This is a genomic window from Micromonospora sp. NPDC048842 (assembly GCF_040649935.1).
Classification (GTDB): domain Bacteria; phylum Actinomycetota; class Actinomycetes; order Mycobacteriales; family Micromonosporaceae; genus Micromonospora; species Micromonospora hortensis.
Map to the genome: position 1 here is coordinate 51,894 of NZ_JBEZGK010000019.1, position 24,650 is coordinate 76,543.

The 24,650-nt window shown below is 71.0% G+C and carries 20 protein-coding genes; 14 read left to right on the plus strand and 6 right to left on the minus strand.

The features are described 5' to 3' along the window. Positions 1-4: 4 nt before the first annotated feature. From nuoE to AB0C19_RS24125, 11 genes are all read left to right on the plus strand, one after another. A complete protein-coding gene (gene nuoE, locus AB0C19_RS24075) occupies positions 5-1,258 on the plus strand; it encodes an NADH-quinone oxidoreductase subunit NuoE (RefSeq protein WP_357188818.1) in 1,254 nt (417 codons plus the stop codon). Then, on the plus strand, positions 1,255-2,571 hold the full coding sequence (nuoF, locus tag AB0C19_RS24080; protein WP_357188820.1) for an NADH-quinone oxidoreductase subunit NuoF: 1,317 nt from the start codon (positions 1,255-1,257) through the stop codon (positions 2,569-2,571). The genes nuoE and nuoF overlap by 4 nt, the downstream gene beginning before the upstream one ends. Further along, positions 2,571-5,078 carry an NADH-quinone oxidoreductase subunit G gene (locus AB0C19_RS24085; protein ID WP_357188822.1) on the plus strand — a complete coding sequence of 836 codons (2,508 nt, stop codon included), beginning with the start codon at positions 2,571-2,573 and terminating at the stop codon, positions 5,076-5,078. Before nuoF ends, AB0C19_RS24085 begins: the two co-directional genes overlap by 1 nt. A 61-nt stretch (positions 5,079-5,139) precedes the next feature. Continuing rightward, a complete protein-coding gene (nuoH, locus tag AB0C19_RS24090; RefSeq protein ID WP_357188824.1) occupies positions 5,140-6,492 on the plus strand; it encodes an NADH-quinone oxidoreductase subunit NuoH in 1,353 nt (450 codons plus the stop codon). 1 nt (position 6,493) lies between these two features. Next, positions 6,494-7,135, plus strand: coding sequence for an NADH-quinone oxidoreductase subunit NuoI (gene nuoI / locus AB0C19_RS24095; RefSeq protein ID WP_357188826.1), 642 nt, complete (start codon positions 6,494-6,496; stop codon positions 7,133-7,135). Beyond that, complete coding sequence (locus tag AB0C19_RS24100; RefSeq protein ID WP_357188828.1) at positions 7,132-7,902, plus strand: NADH-quinone oxidoreductase subunit J; 771 nt, start codon at positions 7,132-7,134, stop codon at positions 7,900-7,902. The genes nuoI and AB0C19_RS24100 overlap by 4 nt, the downstream gene beginning before the upstream one ends. Positions 7,903-7,960: 58 nt before the next feature. Then, positions 7,961-8,278, plus strand: coding sequence for an NADH-quinone oxidoreductase subunit NuoK (gene nuoK, locus AB0C19_RS24105; RefSeq protein WP_088951135.1), 318 nt, complete (start codon positions 7,961-7,963; stop codon positions 8,276-8,278). Positions 8,279-8,290: 12 nt separating this feature from the next. After that, positions 8,291-10,216: an NADH-quinone oxidoreductase subunit L gene (gene nuoL, locus AB0C19_RS24110; protein ID WP_091395553.1), complete on the plus strand. Its 1,926-nt coding sequence runs from the start codon at positions 8,291-8,293 to the stop codon at positions 10,214-10,216. Between the two features lie 64 nt (positions 10,217-10,280). Further along, complete coding sequence (locus AB0C19_RS24115; RefSeq protein ID WP_145794932.1) at positions 10,281-11,816, plus strand: NADH-quinone oxidoreductase subunit M; 1,536 nt, start codon at positions 10,281-10,283, stop codon at positions 11,814-11,816. Between the two features lie 109 nt (positions 11,817-11,925). Then, positions 11,926-13,479: an NADH-quinone oxidoreductase subunit NuoN gene (gene nuoN, locus AB0C19_RS24120; protein WP_210785495.1), complete on the plus strand. Its 1,554-nt coding sequence runs from the start codon at positions 11,926-11,928 to the stop codon at positions 13,477-13,479. A gap of 90 nt (positions 13,480-13,569) precedes the next feature. Further along, the gene (locus AB0C19_RS24125; protein ID WP_357188831.1) at positions 13,570-14,655 is read left to right on the plus strand and encodes a polyprenyl synthetase family protein; all 1,086 of its coding nucleotides are present in this window, start codon (positions 13,570-13,572) and stop codon (positions 14,653-14,655) included. On the opposite strand, the gene AB0C19_RS24130 is transcribed toward AB0C19_RS24125, so the two are convergent. Then, complete coding sequence (locus AB0C19_RS24130) at positions 14,631-15,860, minus strand: MFS transporter (protein WP_357188833.1); 1,230 nt, start codon at positions 15,858-15,860, stop codon at positions 14,631-14,633. The two genes, AB0C19_RS24125 and AB0C19_RS24130, sit on opposite strands and share 25 nt — an antisense overlap. 154 nt (positions 15,861-16,014) lie before the next feature. On the opposite strand from AB0C19_RS24130, the gene AB0C19_RS24135 reads away from it, so the two are divergent. Continuing rightward, the gene (locus AB0C19_RS24135; RefSeq protein ID WP_091395539.1) at positions 16,015-16,797 is read left to right on the plus strand and encodes an IclR family transcriptional regulator C-terminal domain-containing protein; all 783 of its coding nucleotides are present in this window, start codon (positions 16,015-16,017) and stop codon (positions 16,795-16,797) included. 102 nt (positions 16,798-16,899) lie between these two features. On the opposite strand, the gene AB0C19_RS24140 is transcribed toward AB0C19_RS24135, so the two are convergent. After that, on the minus strand, positions 16,900-19,026 hold the full coding sequence (locus AB0C19_RS24140; RefSeq protein WP_357188836.1) for a PhoX family phosphatase: 2,127 nt from the start codon (positions 19,024-19,026) through the stop codon (positions 16,900-16,902). Positions 19,027-19,252: 226 nt separating this feature from the next. Here AB0C19_RS24140 and AB0C19_RS24145 point away from each other — a divergent pair, with 226 nt between their 5' ends. Both AB0C19_RS24145 and AB0C19_RS24150 read left to right on the plus strand, forming a co-directional pair. Further along, positions 19,253-19,768, plus strand: a complete 516-nt coding sequence (locus AB0C19_RS24145) for a sigma-70 family RNA polymerase sigma factor (RefSeq protein ID WP_051708644.1) — start codon at positions 19,253-19,255, stop codon at positions 19,766-19,768. Next, entirely contained in the window at positions 19,765-20,481 is a 717-nt protein-coding gene (locus AB0C19_RS24150; RefSeq protein ID WP_357188838.1) for a zf-HC2 domain-containing protein, read from the plus strand. The genes AB0C19_RS24145 and AB0C19_RS24150 overlap by 4 nt, the downstream gene beginning before the upstream one ends. 121 nt (positions 20,482-20,602) lie before the next feature. Here AB0C19_RS24150 and rarD read toward each other — a convergent pair whose 3' ends face one another. From rarD to eccE, 4 genes are all read right to left on the minus strand, one after another. Continuing rightward, positions 20,603-21,547 (minus strand): EamA family transporter RarD, encoded by a 945-nt coding sequence (gene rarD / locus AB0C19_RS24155; protein ID WP_357188840.1) that lies wholly within the window; start codon positions 21,545-21,547, stop codon positions 20,603-20,605. Beyond that, on the minus strand, positions 21,544-22,041 hold the full coding sequence (locus AB0C19_RS24160; RefSeq protein ID WP_357188842.1) for a GNAT family N-acetyltransferase: 498 nt from the start codon (positions 22,039-22,041) through the stop codon (positions 21,544-21,546). Before AB0C19_RS24160 ends, rarD begins: the two co-directional genes overlap by 4 nt. Positions 22,042-22,169: 128 nt before the next feature. Further along, positions 22,170-22,556 (minus strand): phage holin family protein, encoded by a 387-nt coding sequence (locus AB0C19_RS24165; protein WP_091395522.1) that lies wholly within the window; start codon positions 22,554-22,556, stop codon positions 22,170-22,172. 62 nt (positions 22,557-22,618) lie between these two features. After that, positions 22,619-24,643, minus strand: a complete 2,025-nt coding sequence (eccE, locus tag AB0C19_RS24170) for a type VII secretion protein EccE (protein WP_357188845.1) — start codon at positions 24,641-24,643, stop codon at positions 22,619-22,621. Between the last annotated feature and the right edge of the window lie 7 nt (positions 24,644-24,650).

Genomic DNA, 24,650 nt, shown 5'->3' on the forward strand with positions numbered 1-24,650 from the left:
TCTGATGACGACGACTTTCACTGACGAGACCCGGGAGCGGGCGCGCGACATCATCGCCCGTTACCCGGCGGACCGGTCCCGCTCGGCGTTGCTGCCGCTGCTGCACCTGGTGCAGGCCGAAGAGGGGTACGTCTCCCCGGCCGGGGTCGCGTTCTGCGCCGAGGTGCTGGGCCTGAACAAGGCCCAGGTCGGCGCGGTGGCCACCTTCTACACGATGTACAAGCGCAAGCCGACCGGTGACTTCCTGGTCAGCGTCTGCACCAACACGATGTGCAACGTGCTCGGTGGCCAGGAGGTCTACGACACCCTCGCCGAGCACCTGGGCGTCGGGCACGACGAGACCACAGCGGACGGCACGATCACGCTGGAGCACGCCGAGTGCCTGGCGGCGTGCGACTACGGCCCGGTGATGACCGTCAACTACGACTTCTTCGACGGCGTGGACTCCTCCGCCGCTGTCGGTGTGGTGGACGAGCTGCGGGCCGGCGGTCGGCCGATGCCGACCCGGGGCGCGCGGCTCTGCACCCTCAAGGAGATGGCGGTGCAGCTCGCCGGTTTCGCCGACGAGCGCGATGGTGCGGTCGCCGACGGCGGGCCGGGCGAGCCCACCCTGCGTGGGCTGCGGCTGGCCCAGCAGCACGGCGTCTCGGTGCCGGGCTTCGACCCGAACACCCCGATCCGCAGCAAGGCCGAGGCCGACAAGGCCGCCGCCGAGGCTAAGGCGAAGGCCGAGGCCGCCAAGCCGGCGCCCGTCGAGGCCAGCGCGGCGCCGGTCAAGGGTGGCGACGGGGCGTCCGCCCCGACGGGGGCGGCCGGGGTCGCCGAGCCGGCGAAGCCGGCAGAGGCCACCGGGCCGGCGAAGCCGGCAGAGGCCACCGGGCCGGCGAAGCCGGCAGAGGCCACCGGGCCGGCGAAGCCGGCAGAGGCTAGTGGCAGCACCACGCGGGACGTCAAGGCACCGGACGACAAGTCGCCGCAGGTGCGTACCGCCGAGACCCGGCAGCCGGACGCGGGCACCGCAGTGCCGGACGCCCCCGGCACCAAGGTCCCGACGGACGGCACCGGCACCGCGCCCGAGGCTGGCGACGCACGGGCGGCCGAGGCCGCCGGTGTGGCGGCCAACGCGCCGGCCGGCGACGGCAAGCCCGCCGGCGACGAAGCCGGGGCGCAGGAGCGCAACCTCACCGAAGCGAAGGCTGGCACGGACGCCGACGGCGCCGGACCGGCGGACGCGAACGAAACGGGGGCCCAGAAGTGACCACTCCCCGCCCGGAGACCGTGGCCAAGCTGACGCCGGTGCTGACCAAGCGCTGGCTGTCGCCGGACGCCTGGCGCATCGGCACGTACGAGCAGTTGGACGGCTACGCCGCGCTGCGCAAGGCGCTCAAGGCGCACCCGGACGACCTGATCCAGTTGATCAAGGATTCCGGGCTGCGGGGCCGAGGTGGCGCCGGCTTCCCCACCGGCCTCAAGTGGGGCTTCATCCCACAGGGCGACGGTAAGCCGCACTACCTGGTGGTCAACGCCGACGAGGGCGAGCCGGGCACCTGCAAGGACCTGCCGCTGATGACCCACGACCCGCACGCGCTGGTCGAGGGCGTCATCATCGCGTCGTACGCGATCCGGGCCGCCCGCGCCTACATCTACATCCGGGGCGAGGCGGTGCACGCCGCGCGTCGGCTGCGCAACGCGGTCCAGGAGGCGTACGACAAGGGTTACCTGGGCCGGAACATCCTGCGCAGCGGCTACGACCTGGAGCTGGTGGTGCACTCCGGCGCCGGGGCGTACATCTGCGGCGAGGAGACGGCGCTGCTGGACTCGCTGGAGGGGTTCCGGGGTCAGCCCCGGCTGCGCCCGCCGTTCCCGGCCACCCACGGCCTGTACGCGAGCCCGACTGTGGTGAACAACGTCGGCACCATCGCCAGCGTGCCGCCGATCGTGCTCGGTGGGGCCGACTGGTGGAAGAGCATGGGCACCGAGAAGTCCTCCGGGCCGATGATCTACTCGCTGTCCGGCCGGGTCGCCAACCCGGGCCAGTACGAGTGCTCGATGGGTGTCACGCTGCGCGAGCTGCTGGAGCTGGCCGGTGGCATGCAGCCCGGCCACAACCTGCGGTTCTGGACCCCGGGCGGCTCGTCCACCCCGCTGCTCGCCGCCGAGCACCTGGACGTGCCACTGGACTTCGAGGGGGTGGCGGCGGCCGGCTCGATCCTCGGCACCACTGCCACCCAGATCTTCTCCGACCAGGACTGCCCGGTCTACGCGACGTACCGGTGGCTGGAGTTCTACCACCACGAGTCGTGCGGCAAGTGCACCCCGTGCCGTGAGGGCAACTACTGGATGGTCCGGGTCTACCGGCGGATCCTCGCCGGTCAGGGCACCCACGAAGACCTGGACACCCTGCTGGACACCTGCGACAACATCCTCGGCCGCTCGTTCTGCGGCCTGGGTGACGGCGCGACCAGCTCGGTGACCTCCTCGCTGCAGTACTTCAAGCAGGACTACCTCGACTACATCGAGGGTCGGACCGCACCCAAGCTGTCGGAGAAGACCCTGGTAGGGGCGCACTGATGACCGACGTAGCCAAGCAGACCGAGACCGTCACCCTCACCATCGACGGCGTCGAGGTCACCGCCCCCAAGGGGACGCTGCTGATCCGGGTCGCCGAGCAGATGGGCACCGAGATCCCCCGGTTCTGCGACCACCCGCTGCTGGCCCCGGCCGGCGCGTGCCGGCAGTGCCTGGTCGAGGTGGAGGGGCAGCGCAAGCCGGTCGCCTCCTGCACCCAGGCCGTCGCCGACGGCATGGTCGTGCGTACCCAGATCACCTCCCCGGTGGCCAAGAAGGCGCAGGAGGGGGTGATGGAGCTGCTGCTGCTCAACCACCCGCTGGACTGCCCGATGTGTGACAAGGGCGGCGAGTGCCCGCTCCAGAACCAGGCGATGTCCACCGGCCGTACCGACTCGCGCTTCCACGAGCACAAGCGGGAGTACGAGAAGCCGATGGCGATCAGCAGCCAGGTGCTGCTCGACCGCGAGCGGTGCGTGCTCTGCCAGCGGTGCACCCGGTTCTCCGAGGAGATCGCCGGCGACAAGTTCATCGACCTGATGGGCCGGTCGTCCGCCGAGGAAATCAACATCTACCGGGACGACGCGTACGGCGAGGAGGGCGACGCCGGCGACGTACCGTTCAACTCGTACTTCTCCGGCAACACTGTGCAGATCTGCCCGGTGGGTGCGCTGACCGGTGCGCAGTACCGCTTCCGCGCCCGCCCGTTCGACCTGGTCTCCAGCCCGAGCGTCTGCGAGCACTGCTCGGCCGGCTGCGGGCAGCGCACCGACTGGCGGCGTGGCAAGGTGCTGCGACGGCTGGCCGGCGACGAGCCCGCTGTGAACGAGGAGTGGAACTGCGACAAGGGCCGCTGGGGCTTCCAGTACACCCGGGCCGCCGACCGGCTGACCACTCCGCTGGTCCGCGACGAGCACACCGGTGAGCTGCGCGAGGCGTCCTGGAGTGAGGCGCTCACCGTCGCCGCCGAGGGGCTGCACATCGCCCGGGAGAGCGGGCAGGGCACCGCGGTGCTCACCGGTGGTCGGCTGACCGTCGAGGACGCGTACGCCTACGCCAAGTTCGCCCGGGTCGCGCTGAACACCAACGACATCGACTTCCGGGCCCGCCCGGTCTCCCGCGAGGAGGCCGACTTCCTGGCCAGTTCGGTCGCCGGGGTCACCGACGTCACCTACACCGACGTGGAGAACGCGCCGGCGGTGGTGCTGGTGGGCCTGGAGCCGGAGGAGGAGTGCCCGATCCTCTTCCTGCGGCTGCGCAAGGCGTACCTGAAGAAGACCCTGACGGTGTACGCGCTGGCGCCCTTCGCCACCCGCGGCCTGGAGAAGCTCGGTGCCAAGCTGGCCCGGGTGGTGCCGGGCGAGGAGGCGAGCGTGCTCGCCGAGCACGCCACTGTCAGCGAGGCGCTGAGCGCACCGGGCGCGATCCTGATCGTCGGCGAGCGGTTGGCCACAGTGCCGGGTGGGCTCTCCGCAGCGGCCGACGTGGCCCGGCGTACCGGCGCGAAGCTGGCCTGGGTGCCGCGGCGCGCTGGTGACCGCGGCGCTGTCGACGCGGGCTGCCTGCCCAACCTGCTCCCCGGTGGACGCCTGGTGACCGAGCCGGCCGCCCGGGCCGAGCTGGGTGAGGCGTGGGACATCCCGGCCGGGGTGATCCCGAGCCAGGCCGGGCGGGACACCGACGGCATCCTGACCGCGGCCGCCAACGGGCAGCTCGGCGCGCTTGTCGTCGGTGGTGTCGACCCGGCCGACCTGGCCGACCCGCGACTGGCCGAGTCCGCCCTGGACGCGGTGCCGTTCCTGGTCAGCCTCGAGCTGCGCGCCAGCGCGGTGACCCGGCGGGCGAACGTGGTGCTGCCGATCGCGCCGGTGGCCGAGAAGGCCGGAAGCTTCCTGGACTGGGAAGGCCGGCTGCGCCCGTTCGAGGCGGTGCTGACCACCGCCGCGATGACCGACGGCCGGGTGCTCGACGCGCTGGCCGCGTTGCTCGACGTACGCCTCGGCACTGCCGACGTGCTGAGCGTGCGTCGTGAGCTGGGCACGCTGCCGGCGACGCGGATGTCTCGCCCGGCCGCGCCGTCGGTCGCGCCGGGCCGGGTGCCGCAGCCGAACGCCGGGGAGGCCGTGCTGGCCACCTGGCACCAGCTGGTGGACCTCGGCACCCTGACCGAGGGCGACGAGAACCTCGCCGGGACCGCCCGTCCGCCGGTGGTCCGGTTGGGTAAGGGCACCGCCGAGGCGCTCGGTGTGGTCGACGGTGACGCGGTCACTGTCGGCACCGACCGGGGGGCACTGACCCTGCCGGCGGAACTCACCGAGATGCCGGACGGCGTGGTCTGGCTGCCGACCAACTCACCCGGCTCGACAGTGCGGCGCAGCCTCGGGGCGACGTCCGGCGCGGTCGTCCGGATCTCCGTCCCCGCACCGAGTACGGCCATCCCGGCCGGACGCGTGGCGGCCGACGAGACCGGTCTCCCGGGTCCGCTCCTCAGTTCCGGGGGTAACCAGTGAGCGCGAGGAGTGAACGAGCGCAGCGAGTGAGCCCCGCAGTCGCGAACGAAAGGTGGGCACAGTGAGTCCGTCCTTCCTCGCCCAGGATCCGACGCTGGCCGACTTCGGCCGGGATCCGTGGTGGCTGGTTCTCGGCAAGATTGTCTTCGCGTTCGCCTTCGGTCTGCTGGCCACCCTGCTCGGTGTCTGGTTCGAACGGCGCGTGGTCGGTTACATGCAGGTGCGGCCCGGCCCCAACCAGGTCGGCCCGTTCGGCCTGCTGCAGACCCTCGCCGACGGCCTGAAGATGGCCTTCAAGGAGGACATCCTCCCGAAGGCGGCCGACAAGGTCGTCTACTTCTTCGCCCCGACCATCTCGGTGATCTGCGCGGTCACCGCCCTGTCGGTGGTGCCGTTCGGCCCGATGGTGAGCATCTTCGGTCACCACACGCCGTTGCAGGTCACCGATGTGCCGGTGGCGGTGCTGCTGTTGCTCGCCTGCTCCTCGATGGGCGTCTACGGCATCGTGCTGGGTGGCTGGGCCTCCGGCTCGACGTACCCGCTGCTGGGTGGTCTTCGGTCGAGCGCCCAGATGATCTCCTACGAGGTCGCCATGGGGCTCAGCATCGTGGCGGTCTTCATGACCGCCGGCACGATGAGCACCAGCGGCATCGTCGCCGCTCAGGGCGACGGCACCCAGCTGACCGTCTTCGGCCAGACCATCCCGGCGCCGGGCTGGTACGCGATCCTGCTGCTGCCGAGCTTCATCATCTTCTTCATCGCCACAGTGGGTGAGACCAACCGGGCACCGTTCGACCTGCCCGAGGCCGAGTCCGAGCTGGTCGCCGGCTTCATGACGGAATACAGCTCGCTGAAGTTCGCGCTCTTCATGCTCAGCGAGTACGTCGCGATGGTGACCATGTCAGCGGTCACCACCACGCTGTTCCTGGGCGGATGGCGGGCACCCTGGCCGATCACCATCTGGGAGGGCGCCAACTCCGGTTGGTGGCCGATGCTCTGGTTCTTCGGCAAGGTGATCGCCCTGGTCTTCGTCTTCGTGTGGTTGCGTGGCACGCTGCCCCGGCTGCGGTACGACCAGTTCATGCGGCTCGGCTGGAAGGTGCTGCTGCCGATCAACCTGGCCTGGATCCTGGTCCTCTCGGGCCTGCGCTCCATCGAGGACTGGGACACCCGCGGCAAGGTGATCGCCGTCGGCGTCCCGGCCGGCATCCTGCTGCTGGTCACGATCTTCTGGCCCAGTCGGCGCCCGAAGCCGAAGCCGACGACGCAGGAACAGGTCGACAACCGGCCGCACGGGAGCTTCCCGCTGCCACCGATGGATCTTCAGGTACCACCGAGCCCGCGCATCACGCGCGTGGTCGCCGAGCGGGAGCCGGCCAACATCGTTGCCGGCTCGGACTCCAGGGAGGTGTGACGTGGGCGCGATCACCGGAACGTTCAAGGGATTCGGTGTCACCTTCTCGCACATGTTCAGGAAGGTCGTAACGACCGACTACCCGTTCAAGCCGCCGGTGTCGGCGCCGCGCTACCACGGGCGGCACATCCTCAACCGGCACCCGGACGGCCTGGAGAAGTGCATCGGCTGCGAGCTGTGCGCCTGGGCCTGCCCGGCGGACGCGATCTACGTCGAGGGTGGCGACAACACCGACGAGGAGCGTTTCTCGCCGGGTGAGCGGTACGCCAGCATCTACCAGATCAACTACGCCCGCTGCATCTTCTGCGGGCTGTGCATCGAGGCCTGCCCGACCCGGTCGCTCACCATGAGCAACGAGTACGAGTTGGCCCGGGACAACCGGCAGGACCTGATCTTCACCAAGGAGCAGTTGCTCGCTCCGTTGCTGGAGGGCATGGAGCAGCCTCCGCACCCGATGCGGCTGGGTGACAGCGAGAAGGACTACTACGTCGGCGCGCTGGACAACCCGGGCACCTCCGCCGGTGCGGAGACGTCCCCGATGGGCCCCGGCCGCTACCAGGTCGAGGAGCACCCCGGCGTGACGTTCCCGGGCGCCGAGCAGGCCGCCCAGCGCGTGGCGGCCGGCAAGGGAGAGGAAGCATGACCACGTCTACGGTGCTCGCCGCGGCGGGTTCGGTCCCCACCGGCGAGGCGGTCACCTTCTGGATCCTCGCCCCGCTCGCGCTGATCGGCGGGATCGGGATGGTGGCCGCGCGCAACGCCGTGCACTCGGCGCTGTGGCTGGTGCTGACAATGCTCTGCCTGGGCGTGTTCTACGTGCTCCAGGCCGGCCCGTTCATCGGCATGGTGCAGATCATCGTCTACACCGGCGCCATCATGATGCTGTTCCTCTTCGTGCTGATGCTTGTCGGTCGGGACTCCACCGACTCGCTGATCGAGACGCTGCGCGGCCAGCGCGTCGCGGCGATCGTGCTCGGCCTGGGCTTCGCCGGCCTGGTCGGCACCGGCCTCTACCAGGCGCTGGACCGGACCAACACTGCCGGTCTGGACCAGGTCAACGCCGAGGGGAACGTGCAAGGCATCGCCCGGCTGCTGTTCACCAAGTACGTCTTCGCGTTCGAGCTGACCTCGGCGCTGCTGATCACCGCGGCGGTCGGTGCCATGGTGCTGGCCCACGTCGAGCGGCGTAAGCAGGACAAGGTCGACCAGGTGTCGACGATGAAGGCACGCTTCGCCCCGGGCAACTACCCCGGCCCGAAGCCGGGCCCCGGCGTCTTCGCGACCTCCTCCTCGGTGGCCACCCCGGCCCGGCTGCCCGACGGCCGCCTGACCGACCGCAGCACCCCGGCGATCCTTCCGCAGCGCGAGCTGACCGCCGAGGAGACGGCCCTGAAGGGTACGGACCGGTGAGCGCGAGGAGTGCAGCGGAGCGGAGCCCCGCAGTCGCGAACGGAAGGCAAACCAAGTAATGGGAACGTTCTTCTCGGTCGAGCCGACCTACTACCTCGTGCTCGCCGCGGTGCTGTTCACCATCGGCGCCGCCGGAGTACTGATCCGGCGCAACGCGATCGTGCTGTTCATGTGCGTGGAGCTGATGCTCAACGCGGCCAACCTGACGCTGGTCACCTTCAGCCGGATCAACGGTGACCTCAACGGCCAGATCATGGCGTTCTTCGTGATGGTGGTGGCGGCGGCCGAGGTCGTGGTCGGGCTCGCGATCATCATGTCCATCTTCCGGACGCGACGCTCGGCGAGTGTCGACGACGCCAACCTGCTCAAGTACTAGAGGGGTCCACCGGTGGAAGAGACTGTGGAATACGCCCAGGCCACGGGGCTGCTTGGTGGCGTCTGGCTGCTGGTGGCGATCCCGCTGGTCAGCGCGGCCATCCTGCTGCTGCTCGGCCGCCGGGCCGACCGCTGGGGGCACTGGTTGGGCGTCGCCGCCATCGGCGCCGCGTTCGTGCTCGGCCTGAGCTTCTTCTTCCAGCTGCGTGGCCTGGAGAACAAGTCGGTCGAGCTGAGCCTCTGGGACTTCATCGCTGTCGGTGACCTGCGCGTCGACTTCGGCCTGCTCTTCGACCCGCTGGCCGCTGTCTTCGTGCTGCTGATCACCGGGGTGGGTTTCCTGATCCACCTGTACGCGGTGGAGTACATGTCGCACGACGCGGGCCGTCGTCGGTTCTTCGCGTACTTCAACCTGTTCGTCGCCGCGATGCTCCTGCTGGTGCTCGGCAACAACTACGTGATGCTGTACTTCGGCTGGGAGGGCGTCGGTCTGGCGTCGTACCTGCTGATCTCCTTCTGGACGGAGCGGCCGAGCGCGGCCACCGCCGGCAAGAAGGCGTTCCTGATGAACCGGGTCGGCGACGCTGGCCTGGCCATCGGCATCTTCATCATGTTCGCCACCCTGGGCACCACCCAGTACGACGAGGTGTTCAACGGCGTCGGCGCGCTGACCGGCACCACGGTGCTGGTCCTCGGCCTGTTGCTGCTGCTCGGGGCCGCCGGCAAGTCCGGCCAGTTCCCGCTCCAGGCGTGGTTGCCGGACGCGATGGAGGGCCCGACCCCGGTGTCGGCGCTCATCCACGCCGCCACCATGGTCACCGCGGGCGTCTACCTGATCGCCCGGTCCAACCCGATCTTCTCGGCCAACTCGACGCTGCAACTAGTGGTGGTCAGCGTCGGCGCGCTCACCCTGTTGATCGGCTGCATCATCGGTGCGGCCAAGGACGACATCAAGCGGGTGCTCGCCTGGTCGACGGTGAGCCAGATCGGCTACATGTTCCTCGGTGTCGGCCTCGGCGGCGCGGCGTACGCGCTGGCCATCGTGCACCTGTTGGCGCACGGCTTCTTCAAGGCCAACATGTTCCTGGGCGCCGGCTCGGTCATGCACGGAATGAAGGACCAGGTCGACATCCGCCGCTTCGGTGGGCTGTCCAAGTACATGAAGATCACCTGGTTGACCTTCATGATGGGCTGGCTGGCCATCATCGGCATGTTCCCCTTCTCCGGCTTCTTCTCCAAGGAGCCGATCATCGTGGCCGCCTTCGAGCGGGAGGACTGGACCGCCTGGCTCTTCGGCGGTGCGGCACTGCTCGGCGCCGGGCTCACCGCGTTCTACATGACGCGGCTGTTCGTGCTCACGTTCCACGGGCCACAGCGGTGGACCGAGGACATCGAGCACCCGCACGAGTCGCCGAAGCTGATGACCATCCCGCTGATCCTGCTGGCGGTCGGGTCGGTCGGCGCCGGCTTCCTGCTCGCCACGTCCGTTCCGGACTGGCTGACGGAGACCGCCGGGCTGGGCGGCGAGCACGCGGAGCACGCGGCGGTCCTCTCGCACACCGTGATCACCATCCTGTCGCTGCTGGTCACCGTGCTCGGTGCCGGGCTCGCCTGGTTCCTGTTCCGAGCCGGCACGGCGACCGCGCCGCAGCCGGCCGGGGTGCTGGTCACCGCCGCCCGGCGCAACCTCTACACCGACACGGTCAACGAGGCGGTCTTCGAGAAGCCGGGCATCTTCCTCACCCGGGCGCTGGTGTACCTCGACAACCGGGGCATCGACGGGCTCGTCAACGGGCTCGCCGCCGCGGTCGGCGGGGGCTCGGGTCGCCTCCGTCGGATGCAGACCGGCTTCGTCCGCTCGTACGCCACCTCGATCCTGGCCGGTGCGCTGCTGGTGATGGCGGCGTTCCTTGCGGTGCAGGCGGGGTGGTTGGCGTGATCGACCTCAATACGCCCGCCCCCGCCGGCGGACCACGCATCCACGACGGAGGTAAGGCCACATAATGTCCAACTTCCCGTTCCTCTCGGTGCTCACCGTGGCGCCGCTGGTGGGCGCCCTGGTGGTGGCCTTCCTGCCGCGCCACCGCCCGGAGCTGGCCAAGCAGGTGGCGTTCGCCTGGTCGCTGCTCGTGCTGGTGCTCTCGGTGGTGATGTGGGTCAGCTTCAACGCCGGCGGTGACCGGTTCCAGTTCCGCGAGTCGTACTCCTGGATTCCGAACTGGGGGGTCAGCTTCACCTTCGCCGCGGACGGCATCGCGCTGGTGATGCTGATGCTGATCGCGGTTCTGGTGCCGCTGGTGATCCTGGCGTCCTGGCACGACGCCGAGTCGTCGAAGCGGTCGGTGCCCGTCTACTTCGCGCTGCTGCTGGTCCTCGAGTGCACGATGATCGGTGTCTTCGCGGCCGCCGACGTCTTCCTGTTCTACGTGTTCTTCGAGGTCATGCTGGTGCCGATGTACTTCCTCATCGGTAGCTACGGCGGCCACCAGCGGCAGTACGCGGCCGTGAAGTTCTTCCTCTACTCGCTCGTCGGCGGTCTGTTCATGCTGGCCGCGGTGATCGGCCTGTGGGTGGTCGGCGGAAAGACCTTCGACTGGCAGGCGCTCTCGCAGGTCGACATCAGCACCGGCACCGAGCGGTGGCTGTTCCTCGGCTTCTTCCTCGCGTTCGCCATCAAGGCGCCGTTCTTCCCGTTCCACACCTGGTTGCCCGATGCCGGTGGCGCCGCCCCGGCGGGCGCGGCGGCGCTGCTCGTCGGCGTGCTGGACAAGGTCGGCACCTTCGGCATCCTGCGCTACTGCCTGCCGTTGTTCCCCGAGGCGTCGAAGTGGTTCGCGCCGTGGGCGCTGGCCCTGGGCGTGATCGGCATCGTCTACGCCGCGCTGCTGGCGGTCGGCCAGAACGACCTCAAGCGCCTGGTGTCGTACACCTCGATCGCGCACTTCGGCTTCATCGGCGTGGGCATCTTCGCCTTCACCACCCAGGCCGGCACCGGCGCGGTGCTCTACATGCTCAACCACGGGTTGGCCACCGGCCTGCTCTTCCTTGTGGTGGGCATGCTGATCTCCCGGCGCGGTTCGGCGCTGATCAGCGACTTCGGTGGCGCCGGCAAGCTCGTCCCGGTGCTCGCCGGGGTGCTCTTCTTCGCCGGTCTCGCCTCGCTGGCGCTGCCCGGCACGGCGCCGTTCATCTCCGAGTTCCTGGTGCTGATCGGCACCTTCACTGTGAACAAGCCGGTCGCTGTCATCGCCACGCTCGGCATCATCCTGGCCGCCGCGTACGTGCTGTGGATGGTGCAGCGCACCACCCAGGGCACCCTCAACCCGGCGCTGACCGAGGTCGACGGCATGCGCCGGGACCTCAACCTGCGCGAGAAGGTGGTGGTCGCCCCGCTGATCGCGCTGATCGTGCTGCTCGGCTTCTTCCCCAAGCCGGTCACTGACGTGATCAACCCCGCCGTCCAGGCGACAATGGACGACATCGGCAGAACCGACCCGGCGCCGTCCGTGGGCGGCACCGTCCAGGAGGCAGGCCGGTGAGCGCGAGGAGTGAGCTTGCGAGCCCCACCCGCCCGCGCGAGGAGAGAGCGAAGCGAGCCCCGCAGTCGCGGGCAAAGGCTTCCGCAGTCGTGAACGAAAGGTCGGCCCAGTGACCGAGTTGAAGCTGCCGTCGATCGACTACGCGGCGATCTCTCCGATCCTGATCATGCTGGGCACTGCGTTGCTCGGCGTGCTGGTCGAGGCCCTGGTGCCTCGTCGCTGGCGGCACGTGGTGCAGTTGACGCTGGCGCTGCTCGCTGTGCTCGCGGCACTGACCATGGTGGTCCTCAGCGCCGATGAGCGGATCATCACCGCGGGCCAGGCGCTCGCGATCGACGGGCCGACGCTCTTCCTCCAGGGCGCGATCCTGGTGCTGGCAGCGATGGCGCTGCTGCTGATCGGTGACCGCTCGGTCGAGCGGGGCGGGGCGTTCGTCGCCCAGGCCGCGGTGACCGCTGAGTCGGCCGACGACCGGCGGCAGGCCGAGGGGCGCAACGGTCTCACCGAGGTCTACCCGCTGACCACGTTCGCGATCGGCGGCATGCTGATCTTCGTGGCGGCGAACGACCTGCTGACCATGTTCATCGCACTCGAGGTCTTCTCCCTGCCGCTCTACCTGCTCTGCGCGCTGGCCCGTCGCCGGCGTCTGCTGAGCCAGGAGGCGGCGATGAAGTACTTCCTGCTCGGCGCGTACGCCTCGGCGTTCTTCCTGTTCGGCGTGGCCCTGATCTACGGCTTCACCTCAGGGATCCCGGGCCGGACGGCCGGCGTCGACTTCGCCACCATCCACGCGGCGGTGGGCGAGTCGCCGGCCAGCCCGGTGCTGCTCTTCGCCGGCATGGCGCTGCTCGCCATCGGTCTGCTCTTCAAGGCCGCGGCGGCCCCGTTCCACGTCTGGACCCCGGACGTCTACCAGGGCGCTCCGACCCCGGTCACCGGATTCATGGCGGCCTGCACCAAGGTCGCCGCCTTCGGTGCCCTGCTGCGCGTCTTCCAGGTCGCGTTCGCCGACGCCAACTGGGACTTCACGCCGGTCCTCGGCGCGGTGGCGGTGCTGACCATGCTCGTGGGTGCGGTGCTCGCCGTCACCCAGACCGACATCAAGCGGCTGCTCGCGTACTCCTCGATCGCCAACGCCGGCTACCTGCTGGTCGGTGTGTTGGCGCCGAGCCGCGACGGGCTGGCCGGCACGATGTTCTACCTGGTCGCGTACGGCTTCTCGGTGCTGGCCGCGTTCGCAGTGGTGACGCTGGTACGGGACGACGACGGTGAGGCCACCCACCTGTCCCGCTGGGCCGGGCTGGGCCGTCGGTCGCCGTTCTTCGCCGCGCTGTTCACGTTCATCCTGCTGGCCTTCGCCGGTATCCCGCTGACCAGCGGCTTCACCAGCAAGTTCGCCATCTTCGGGCCGGCGCTGGAGGGTGGCCAGGCCTGGCTGGTGATCGCCGGTGTGCTGACGAGCATGATCCTCGCGTTCCCGTACCTGCGGGTCGTGGTGATGATGTGGCTCTCCGAGCCGGGCGAGTCCACCCCGACCGTCACGGTGCCCGGTGGGCTCACCTCCGCCGCGCTGATGATCGGTGTGCTGGCGACCCTGGTGTTGGGTGTCGCCCCGGCGCCGCTGCTCGACCTGGCTGCCGGAGCCGCCGAATTCGTTCGATGACCGAAGGATCGATCACCGGGGGCCGGCGCGTGTTCACGTGCCGGCCCCCGGTGCGTATCCCCGGGCCGGAGCAGGTCGAACGGGTGTGGCATGGTTGATAGCGTGGTGAAACCGGCGGGCGAGCGTTCAGGTGCCTCCGGCTCCGGCGGTCGACGGGGTCGGGCGAGCACGAGTCAGTTCGGCGCGCTTGGCCTCAACCTCGCCGATCCTCGTGTCGAGGCGTCCGTGCTGGGTCTTCTGGACACGGTCGAGGTCGAGTTGCGGGCCAGCGTCGCCAGTGCCGACCCGTTCGTCACCGAGGCCGCCCGGCACCTCGTCGAGGCCGGCGGGAAGCGCTTCCGGCCGTTGCTGGTGGCGCTCGGCGCCCAGTTCGGTGACCCGACCGGTGCACAGGTGGTCCCGGCGGCCGTGGTGATGGAGCTCACGCACCTCGCCACCCTCTACCACGACGACGTGATGGACGAGGCCGCCGTCCGTCGGGGCGCGCCGAGTGCGAACTCCCGGTGGACCAACTCGGTCGCCATCCTGGTCGGCGACTACCTCTTCGCCCGCGCTGCGGACATCGCCGCCGACCTGGGCCCCGAGGCGGTCCGGTTGCAGGCGCGCACCTTCGCCCGGCTGGTGCACGGCCAGATCGCGGAGACGGTCGGGCCGCGCGCCGACGACGACCCGGTGGCCCACTACCTGCACGTGATCGCCGAGAAGACCGGCTCGCTGATCGCCACGTCGGCCCGGTTCGGCGGCATGTTCGGTGGCGCCGCCCCGGAGCACGTCGAGGCCCTCGCCGGGTACGGCGAGACGATCGGCGTCGCCTTCCAGCTCTCCGACGACCTGCTGGACATCGCCTCCGAGTCGGTGCAGTCGGGCAAGACGCCCGGCACTGACCTGCGCGAGGGTGTCCCGACGCTGCCGGTGCTCTACGCCCGCGAGGCGGACGACTCCGACGCGTCGTCGGTGCGGCTGCGGGAGATCCTGGCGACCGGCCCGTTGACCGACGACGCGCTGCACGCCGAGGCGTTGGGGCTGCTCCGGGAGAGCCCGGCGCTCAAGCGGGCCCGGGAAACCGTGCGCAGCTACGCCGAGGAGGCCCGCGCGCAGCTCGCTCCGCTGCCGCACGGCCCGTCCCGCAGCGCGCTCGAGTCGCTCTGCGACTACATCGCCGACCGCACCAGCTGATCCACGCCCCGGCCCGCTGCGGCGGCGGCGCGGGTCAACAGTCGGCTGCCGACGAGCATGAGGGCGGCGGCGAGCAGCATCGCCACGGCCGCGATGGTCCACATCACCGGGTAACCGAGGTGGGCGGCGAGTGGGCCCAGGCTCAGCGGGCCGAGACAGCCGCCCGCGTACACCCCGGTCTGTGTGATCGAGGTGGCGGCGGCCGGTGACTGCGGGTGGAGCCGGACCACGGCGAAGTTCATCAGGCCGGGCCAGGCCCAGCCCAGGCCGAAGCCGAGCACCACGCCGACCACCAACGGCACCGAGCCGGTCAACGCGAGCAGGCCCAGCCCGACCGCGCCGACGACCAGCATCGCGGCGATGAGGGCGACGTGGCCGGTCTCGCGGCGGTCGGCCATCCAGCCGGCGCCCACCCGAGCCGCCACGCAGACCGCGCTGCCCAGGGTCAGGGTGAGGCCGGCGAGGCCCGGCGACAGACCCCGGGCCGCGGCGGAGTCCACCAGGAAGGTGCCCAACGAGTTGGCCGCGGCCGACGCCAATGTCGCTGCCGCGCCGATCACCACCAGCGCCGCCGTCGCCCGCCCGGCGCGCGCGGCGCCGGCCCGTCGGGCCAGGCCGGGCAACTGCCGGGGTACTGCGGCAAGCGTCGTCAGCGCGGCCAGGGCGGCGGCCACGAACGCCCAGCGCCAGCCGGCGGTGAGCGCGATGGTGGGCACCGCCACCCCGGCCAGCAGTGTGGAGACCGGGATTGCGGCCTGCTTGACACCGAAGGACAGCCCCTGCCGCCGGGCCGGCACGTGCTGGGCCAGCGCCGCGTTGCTGGCCAGCTGGCCGAGCGCGTTCGCGGCGGCGCTGAGCGCCAGCAGGCCGACCAGCACCGGGTACGACCGGGCGAAGGCGGCCACTGCCAGCATCGACCCGGCGGCCAGCAGGATGCCGCAGCGGGCCACCACTGCCGACCCGTACCGCTCGACCAACCGCCCGGAGGGCACCGAGGCCAGCGCGCTGACCCCGAAGTAGACGGAGACGGCCAGGCCCAGGCCGGCCGGCGAGAAGCCGAGGTCCGTGCCCATCTGCACGGCGAGACCGCCGAGCAGGAAGACGGGGAGTACGCAGGCCACAGTGGTGGCGACTGCGCCAGCGCTGGCCCGGACCGGACGGGGTCGGGCAACGGCCGGATCGGGGGTGTTGGAGGTGTCGGTCATCGTTCGGCAAACCTACGCGAGCCCCGCTCACAGCACTCCTGGTGACCGGCGGGGCACAACCTGTGGATGGTGATCTGGCATCCTCGACCCGAACAGGCATTTCGCACCGGGCCTGTTTTTCATATGGTGTAAGTCCCCGGCGGCGGAGGTGGTTGTGCGCGACCCCTTGGCAGAACCTTCGGACCTGATTCGCAGCGTGTCCCGAGCGCTACGGGTGCTGGAGTCGGTCGGTCGCGCCCCGAAGGGCCTGACCGTCAAGCAGATCGCCCGGCGCTGCGAGCTGACAGTGGCCACCACCTACCACCTGGTCCGCACCCTCGCCTACGAGGGCTACGTGATCCGTCGCGAGGATGGCACGTACATCGTGGGGTTGGAGGTGGCCGACCGGTACCGGGAGCTGGTGACGGCGTTCCGGGGCCCGCCGGCGGTCGGTGAGACGCTGCGGCGGGCCGCCCTGGACACCGGCTACAGCCACTACCTCGGTCGGTTCGTCGGCGGTCAGGTGGCCCTCACCGCTGTCGCCGAGGGTCACCGCTCGCCCTACCTGGAGGATCTGGTCCCGGGCTTCGACGAGGGGGCGCACGCGACAGCGCTCGGCAAGTCGTTGCTCGCCACCCTCACCACCGACCAGCGCTACCGCTACCTGCGCGAGTACGGCATGCGCCCCTTCACCACCGCCACGCTGACCACGACCGAGAGTTTCGAGGCCGACCTGGCGGCCGGCGACCGGCGCGGTATGCAACTGGAGATGGGGCAGTTCCGCCAGGGGGTGGCCTGCGCGGCGGTGCTCGTCGCGCCGGACAAGGACATGGAACGCCGCGTCGTGCTCGCCTGTGCGTTGCCGGCCAGCGAGATGATGACCTCCGCCCGGGTCGTACGCGCCAAGCTGCTCACAGTGGCCCGCGGCGTGGCCGACGGCATCGCTACCGACAACTGACCGCCGAGAGGCCCTCTCCCGGGCTGGGAGAGGGCCTCTCGGGGCGGTCCAGCGCCGGACCGCCGGAGCAACGTCAGCGGCCGCTCGGCCGCGGCTACGACGTCAGCTACCCACCGGGCCGCCGTCGAGGCGCCAGGTGACCACCACGCCCGGCTTGGCGTAGTCACCGTCCGGCCAGTTCGAGGCCGGGTTCTCCACCGAGGCCCCGGTGATCTCGCCCGGGTGTTGCACGGCGACGAAGACCGAGCGGTTGTCACCGGTGATGAACGGGCCGCAGGTCTCCGCGCCGAGCGGCACCGTCAGGAACTGCTTGAGGTGACCCCGCTCCGGACCCTCCACGGCGGTGGCGAACAGGCCGTCGTTGCTGCCCAGCGCGTTGCCGTCGGTGGAGATCCAGAGGTTGCCGGTGGCGTCGAAGGCGACGTTGTCCGGGCAGGAGATCGGGGAAACCTTGGTCTTGTCGTACCCGGCGAAGAAGGTCGACGGGTCGGTCGGGTCGCCGCAGACGATCGGCAGCGACCAGGCGAAGGTCTCCGAGGTGTTGTCGTTGCGGTCCTCGACCAGTTCCAGGATCTGCCCGTGCTTGTTGGCGTTGCGCGGGTTGGCCTCGTCCGCCTTCGGGTTGCTGCCGACGCCCCGGTTGGTGTTGTTCGTCAGCGCCACGTACACCTTGCCGGTGAGCAGGCTCGGCTCGACGTCCTCGGGGCGGTCCATCTTGGTCGCGCCGACCTTGTCGCCGGCGAGCCGGGTGAAGGTGAGTACGTCCGCGGCGGTCATCCCGTCGACGAACGACCGGTTGCCGCTGACCAGCCGGATCCAGCGACCCCGACCGTTGAACGCGCCGTCGGCGGGGAGCTTGCCCGTGCCGTCGATCTCGGCGGCGCTGGTCTGGTCGAGCTTCGCCGCGTAGAGCGTGCCCGACTCCAGCAGTGTCAGGTTGTGCTTGCGGGCAGCCCAGGAGTTGCCCTTCATGAACTTCTTGTCCGAGACGAACTTGTAGAGGTAGTCGAACCGCTCGTCGTCGCCCATGTACGCGACCACGTGGCCGTCCTTCGCCACGATCACGTTGGCGCCCTCGTGCTTGAACCGACCCATCGCTGTGTGCTTGCGCGGGCGGCTCTCCGGGTCGAACGGGTCGATCTCGACGACCCAACCGAACCGGTTGGCCTCGTTGGGGTGCTTCGCCAGGTCGAAGCGCTCGTCCGCGCGATCCCACTTGCGGCTGCCGCTGGGGTAGCGGCTGGCGGTGCCGATGCCGTACCGGTCCAGCTTCGGCTTCAGCTCGGCCGGGACGGCGTCGGCGCCTACGAAGTACTGGTTGAAGTTCTCCTCGCCGGAGAGCACGGTGCCCCACGGGGTCACGCCACCGGCGCAGTTGTTCAGCGTGCCGACGACAGTGCGACCCCTGGGGTCGGCGGCGGTCTTCAGCCAGGCCGAGCCGGCGGCCGGGCCGGTCAGGTCGAACTTGGTGCTCAGGGCGGTGACCCGCCGGTTGTACGGCCGAGGGCCCTTGCCGACCGGCTTCCACTGCCCGGTGCCCGCGACCCGCTCAAGCTCCACCACCGACATGCCGTGCGCGGCCATGGCGGTGCGCAGTTGCTCCACGGAGAGCCCGTCCAGGCCGGGGAAGCCCGGGAACATCAGGTCCTCGTTCGTGTACTCGTGGTTGACCACGAGCAGCGCCCGCTTGCCCTGCTTGTCCAGCGGCAGCACGCCCACGAAGTCGTTGTTGTACCCGAACTGCCTGGACTGCGCGGCGGCGGTCTGGTGGTGCAGGTCGAACTCCGGCGCGCCCGGCAGCACCGGGTCACCCCACTTGATCACCACGGCGTGGTCGTAGCCGTTCGGCACGACAAGGGTGTCCAGCTTGTTCGGTGGGATCGGCTTGAAGGTCAGCGCGCCGTTGCCGACCCCGGTGCTGGGACGACCGAACCCGAAGTTCTCCGGAACGTCCGGGGCGGTCGGGGCCGCCACGGCCGGGGCCGCCCCGGCGAGCGCGCCGGCTGCCGCGCCGCCGAAACCGAGCACCAACGCGCCGACCGCGCCGGCCCGGACCACGCCACGCCGCGACACCTCGGCGTTCACCACGTCACCGAAGTACGCGTTGTCGGAGGTGTTCGGGACCGGGTGGTCACACGCGTTCCCGCACCGGTACAGACAGGTCATGGCATCACGGGTGCCATGGCGGGTGCCGTTCAACAGGGGGAGCAGCCGGGGACGGTCGCTCATGGGGGAGGCCTCCAGAGAAGTCGGTGGCACGACAGGCGGCGTACCAGCCGGACGCTAGGAGGACGTGGTGAGCGCTCGTCAGCCGCGATGTGAACCGGGCATGAACACCTTCGTCGGCGGCATCACCACGCGACCGGTCTGACCTCGGGCTGAACCGATCGGCGTGACAGCACGTATTCCCGAGCGAACGCACCGCCGGACGCGCGCCGGAAGCGAGGAGACCGCCATCAGCGACCACGACGCCCAACTGCTCCGCGCGCTGCACGACGAGCACGCGGAGGCGCTGTACGCCCATGCCCTGCGGCTGGTCAACGGGGACCGGCAGCGGGCCGAGGACCTGGTGCAGGAGACGCTGCTGCGGGCCTGGCGACATCCGGAGTCACTCGACCCGAGGCGCGGATCGGTGCGGTCCTGGCTGTTCACCACCGCCCGCAACCTGGCCATCGACGCCTGGCGGCGGCGATCCACCCGGGTCGGCGAGGTGTTCACCGACGATCTGCCCGAACCGCCCGAGGTGATCGACGAGGCCGAACGGGCGGTGGAGGCGTGGACCGTCGCCGAGGCGCTGAACCGGCTCAGCCCGACCCACCGGGAAGTGCTTGTCGAGTGCTTCTACCAGGGGCGGTCGGTGGCCGAGGCGGCGTCCCGCCTGGGCGTACCGCCAGGGACCGTGAAATCCCGCACCCACTACGCGCTGCGGTCTCTACGGTTGGTCCTGGCCGAGATGGGGGTGACGGGATGACCCGGTGCGAGTTCGCGTACGACGACGGCGCGTACGTGCTGGGCGCCCTGGCCCCTGCCGAACGGGCGGCCTACGAGCGGCACCTGGGCGGCTGCGCCTCGTGTCGGGAGGCGGTCGCCGAGATCGCCGTCCTGCCCGGGTTGCTCGGGCGCCTCGACCCGGCGGGGTTGGAGCAGATCCTGCCGCCGCCGGCCCCGCCCCGGGTGCCCGCGCTGCTCGACGAGGCCCGCCAGCGCCGTCGTCGGGAACGCGCCGCGGACCGGCGACGGTACGCACTGACCACACTGGCCGCCGCCGGGCTGGCGCTGCTGGTCGGTGTGGGCACCGCAGTGGCGCTGCCTCGAACGGTCGACCCGTCCGGGCCGCCCGGCGCGCAGGGCAACCCGACCCCGCAGGTGTCGATGGTGGCCATGCGACCGGTGGCCGCCGCCGGGCCGGTGCACGCCGACCTCGGGCTCACCGGCACCAAGTGGGGCACCGAGGTGACAATGCGTTGTGGGTACGACGCGCGGACGAGCTACGGCAAGGCGTACCCGTTCCGGCTGGTGGCGCGCGGTCCGAACGGTGCCACCGAGCAGATCGGCTCCTGGTTGGCGGCGCCAGGCGACGACCTCAGCTTCACCGGCGCGACGAGGTTCACCGACGCCGAGCTGGTCAGTGTGGAGTTGCAAAAAGCCGACGGCACGCCCCTCCTGACCTACGCCGTCCCCTAGCCCTGGCCCTCCAACCCCGGCCCGCCCATCCGCGTCCCAGCCCCGCCCGCGCCAGTCCCGCAGCACCCGCCCGCCCATCCGCGTCGATCAAGGAGTTGTGGTGGGTGGCAAACCGCCCAAATTAGTGCCGAGCAGGCACCACAACTCCATGATCGACAGCGGGTGGGGGTGGGATGCGGCGGGACTGGCGGGTGCGGCGGGAAGCTCGTACGGCGTCGGCGGTGAAGACGATCAGGGCCAGCCAGACCAGCGCGAAACCCGCAAGGCGGGCCGGCGGCATCGGCTCGTGAAAGATCAGCACACCGCAGCCGAGCTGGAGGATGGGCGCCAGATACTGGATCATGCCGAGGCTGCTCAGGGGCAGTCGGTTGGCCGCCCCGGCGAACAGCAAGAGCGGGATCGCCGTGGCCGCGCCGGCCAGCACCAGCAGCACTGTGTGCCCGGCCGAGACGTGCCCGAAGGTCAGGTCGGCCTTCGCCGTCAGCCAACCCAGGTAACCCAGCGCCGGCAACGCCAGCACCGCCGACTCGACGAAGAGCCCTTCCGCCGCCGGCAGCCCGAGCCGCTTCTTGACCAGGCCGTAGCCGGCGAAGCTGAACGCCAGGGTCAACGCCAACCAGGGCAGCCGGCCGTAGTCCACTGTGAGCACCGCGACCGCCGACGCGCCGATCCCCAGCGCCACCCACTGCGCCGGGCGTAGCCGCTCCCGCAGCACAGTCACCCCGAGCAGCACCACTACCAGCGGGTTGATGAAGTAGCCGAGCGCCGTCTCCACCACCCGGTCGGAGTTGACCCCGTAGATGTAGGTGCCCCAGTTGACTGCGATCAGCGCGGCGGCGGCGACGATCCCCGCCACCGCCCAGGGGCGACGCAGCAGCGCCCGCAGGAAGCCGACGTTGCGCAGCGCCGCCAGCAGCAGCGCCACGAAGACCACCGACCAGACGATCCGGTGGGCCAGGATCTCCAGTGGGCCGGCGGGTCGCAGCAGCTTCAGGTAGAGCGGAAAGAAACCCCAGAGCAGGTACGCGCCGAGGCCGTAGAGGTATCCCAGGCGGAGTGGCGTCACGCCTCCACCGTAAGGGGCGTAGTGCTGCTTTGTTCCTTTCCGGTGATCGGGGTCACCGGGGGGCGCCGGTCCAGCTGCATCCAGCGCTGCGGCGCGTCCAGCGGGGTGAAGCCCACCCCCGCGTACACCTGGTGGGCGTCGCTGGTGCAGAGCAGGATCCGGCGTACGCCCAGCTCGTCCAGGTGGTCGCGGACCGCGCCGGCCAGCCACCCGCCCAGCCCGCGACCCCGGGCGGCCCGGTCCACGTACACGTCGCAGAGCCAGGCGAAGGTGGCGCCGTCGGTGACGACCCGGGCCACAGCGACCTGGCGGCCGTCCTCCGGCCGGTAGATGCCGAACGCCAGTGAGCCGGCGAACGACCGCTCGGTGGTCTCCCGGTCTCGTCCGAGCGCCCAGTACGCGTCGGTGGACAACCAGTGGTGCACCAGGTCCAGGTCGATCCGCGCCGGATCGGTGCTGAGCAGGTGGCCGTCGGAACTAGTCAGCGAGAACATGCCGCGACGCTAACCGCCGGGATGGGCAGTCCGGCCGCCACATTCCCGAACTCTGGTCATCGGCCCGCCGGGGCCCCGGCCGAGGTCGGAGCCCCGGACGGACCGGGTCGGCGCTGGCTGGTCGGCGGTCAGTCCCGGTCGAGGACGGCGCCGAGGATCCAGGTCACGATGCTCACGAAGAGGGCGCCGAGCACTGCTGCCGGCCAGAAACCGTCCACCGAGAACGGCAGCCCGGCCTGGTCGGCGATCCAGCTGGTGAGCAGGAAGAGCAGCCCGTTCACCACCAGGGCGATGAGACCCAGGGTCAGCAGGTAGAAGCCACAACCGACGGTCTTGATGATCGGCTGGAGAACCGCGTTGACCACGCCGAAGATCACCGCCACCAGGAGCAGCGTGGTCACCGTCTCGGTGGCCGAGTTCGAATCCAGGGAGATGCCCGGGATGAGGAGCGTGGCCAGCCAGAAAGCCAGAGCTGTGCTGGCCAGCCGGATCAGCAGACCTTTCAGAAAACCCATGGCGGGGATCGTGCCACGGACACCGCACCGACGTAACCCGCCAGCTGGCCGTGCCGGTGGAATCAGCCGCGCGTCGGCGGGCCGATCAGTTGCGCCTCGATCGGAGTGGGGGAGAGCAGTGCCCAGCGCAGCGCCCGACGGTTGACAACGGCCACCATGTCCTCCCGGATCCGGGTCAGCCACTCGGCCGAGCCGCCCAGCCCCAGCGCCGCTCCGGCCAGGGTGGCCTCGGCGGAGGTCAGTGGCTGTAGCAACGCCAGGTCGGCGCGGCTCAACGCGTCCACATCGGCAGGGGTCAGCTCGTCGCGTACCACAAGGGTGGCCCGCCACGGCGGGCCCGGCGCGGCCTCCGCCGCCACCGGTCCGGCGTCGACGATCAGCAGCAACGGACGCAGCGCGGTGCCCACCCCGTCGGCGACCGCCCGGCCGGGAGGGAGCAACGGGATCGTGCCGCCCGGCGCGCCAACCCCTCTGATGAACGGCTCCCAGGCGCGTGGCCGGGCGGTCTGCACCACCACCAGGGCACCGAGTGCCAGGGCGCGCAGGGCCACCAGCTGGGCTGCCCGCACCCCGCCGACCAGCAGGACGCGGGTGCTCTCCGGCCGGAACAGTCGCACTGTGACGGCTCGGCCGTGCCGGTTGGTGCCGACCATCAGTCCCGCGTCGCCCACTGACAGCTCCCAGTCGTCGACCGCCGGGTCGGGTCGCGCTCCGGGCGCCGGTGGGCGGGGCTGCACCCCGGGTGCCGCCAGCGCCAACGGCAGCGTGGCGGCCAGCCCGCTCAGGTGGGCCCCGTCCAGTCGGCGTAGCTTTCCGCCCAGGTCGGTCACCAGGCGGGTCAGCGCCTCGGTGGCCGCCACCAACTCGGTCGCCGTCCCGGCGGCCAGGCGTACGGTCAGCTCGGTCGGCACTCCGCTGGCCGCCGGCGGACCCGACGACGTCGACATCGTCGGCGACGGGCCTGAGCAGATCGACACCGTCGTGGCCGTCGCCGGCAGCGCGAGCAGGCGGGGCACCAGCCGGCGTCCAGCCGCAGCACCCGCGTCGGGCCGGTGGAGCAGCCGGAAGGTGGCCTGGACGAGAGTGCCGGTCCGGATCGCCGGCCAGGACTCCCGGACCGGTTCGCCGTCGTGGTGGGCCAGCTCGCCCAGGACGCGCAGCGCCGCCGGCACCCCGAGCGGCCGCGCGGCCAACGGCCCGAGCCGGCGGACGATCCGGCGGACCGTGCCGGCGAGTACCCGGCGCAGGTCCTCCTCGGACCAACCGTTCACCCGCAGCACCCGGACCGCCACCACCGCCCGCTCGCGCCCGGCGAGCCGCCCGTCGGTGAGCTGCCGGTACGACGTGCCGACGGTGCCACCGGCGCTCGGCACCGGTGCCGGCGCACCGGCGAGCAGCAGTTGGATCAGCAGCGGGGGCTGGTCCGGCCCGGTCGGGGGAAGCAACGCGGCCGGGGCGGGGATCGCCTGGGACACGTCGCCCAGCAGGTCGCCGGGGTCGCCGAGCTCCAGGAGCGCGACCATGCCGGTGGTGTCCTCCAGGACGGCCGCCGACCCGCCGGTCAACTCGGTCGAGCGGACCACGGTGCCCGGGGCGACCAGGTCGAGCAGTTCGGCCGCGTCGGCCGGCCCGGCCAACGCCCGTCGGCGGGTGAGGTGCCCGATGGCGGTGCCCAACCACTCGAACAGCCACCGCCCCCGCACCGGCACCCAGGCGGCGGCCACCAGCAGCACGGCCACCAGTACGGCCGCGGCGACGACCGGCGCGGGGCGGCCGAGGGTGACGAGCACGAGCGCCGCCGCGACCTGTGCGGTGACCAGTTGGCCGGCCCGCGCTCCGGCAGCCGCACGGCGACCTTGCGCGACCCAGTGGGCCACCGGCGACCGGCGACGAGGGGCGCGCTGACCGACCGACAGCGGGCCGCGGTCGGTGGATCGGCCCGGCCCGCCCACTCGTGGGGAGGCAGCTGCCTCGGACCCGACCGGGACCGGCGGGTGCGGCCCTCCGGTGGTGATCGCCGGCACCGTGCCTCCTCGACCAGTGGGGACCGGGGTCGGGCGGCCGGCCGCCCTCCGGCGGCCCGTCACGCGCCGC

What these genes read in the sequence shown, in the direction of transcription:
- AB0C19_RS24140 (WP_357188836.1), bottom strand. Translation starts at nt 19,026, where the DNA reads ATGAGCGACCGTCCCCGGCTGCTCCCCCTGTTGAACGGCACCCGCCAT.
- AB0C19_RS24165 (WP_091395522.1), bottom strand. Translation starts at nt 22,556, where the DNA reads ATGGGTTTTCTGAAAGGTCTGCTGATCCGGCTGGCCAGCACAGCTCTG.
- AB0C19_RS24160 (WP_357188842.1), bottom strand. Translation starts at nt 22,041, where the DNA reads ATGTTCTCGCTGACTAGTTCCGACGGCCACCTGCTCAGCACCGATCCG.
- AB0C19_RS24100 (WP_357188828.1), top strand. Translation starts at nt 7,132, where the DNA reads ATGACCACGTCTACGGTGCTCGCCGCGGCGGGTTCGGTCCCCACCGGC.
- nuoK (WP_088951135.1), top strand. Translation starts at nt 7,961, where the DNA reads ATGGGAACGTTCTTCTCGGTCGAGCCGACCTACTACCTCGTGCTCGCC.
- AB0C19_RS24130 (WP_357188833.1), bottom strand. Translation starts at nt 15,860, where the DNA reads ATGACCGACACCTCCAACACCCCCGATCCGGCCGTTGCCCGACCCCGT.
- AB0C19_RS24115 (WP_145794932.1), top strand. Translation starts at nt 10,281, where the DNA reads ATGTCCAACTTCCCGTTCCTCTCGGTGCTCACCGTGGCGCCGCTGGTG.
- AB0C19_RS24150 (WP_357188838.1), top strand. Translation starts at nt 19,765, where the DNA reads ATGACCCGGTGCGAGTTCGCGTACGACGACGGCGCGTACGTGCTGGGC.
- AB0C19_RS24125 (WP_357188831.1), top strand. Translation starts at nt 13,570, where the DNA reads ATGGTTGATAGCGTGGTGAAACCGGCGGGCGAGCGTTCAGGTGCCTCC.
- AB0C19_RS24085 (WP_357188822.1), top strand. Translation starts at nt 2,571, where the DNA reads ATGACCGACGTAGCCAAGCAGACCGAGACCGTCACCCTCACCATCGAC.
- nuoE (WP_357188818.1), top strand. Translation starts at nt 5, where the DNA reads ATGACGACGACTTTCACTGACGAGACCCGGGAGCGGGCGCGCGACATC.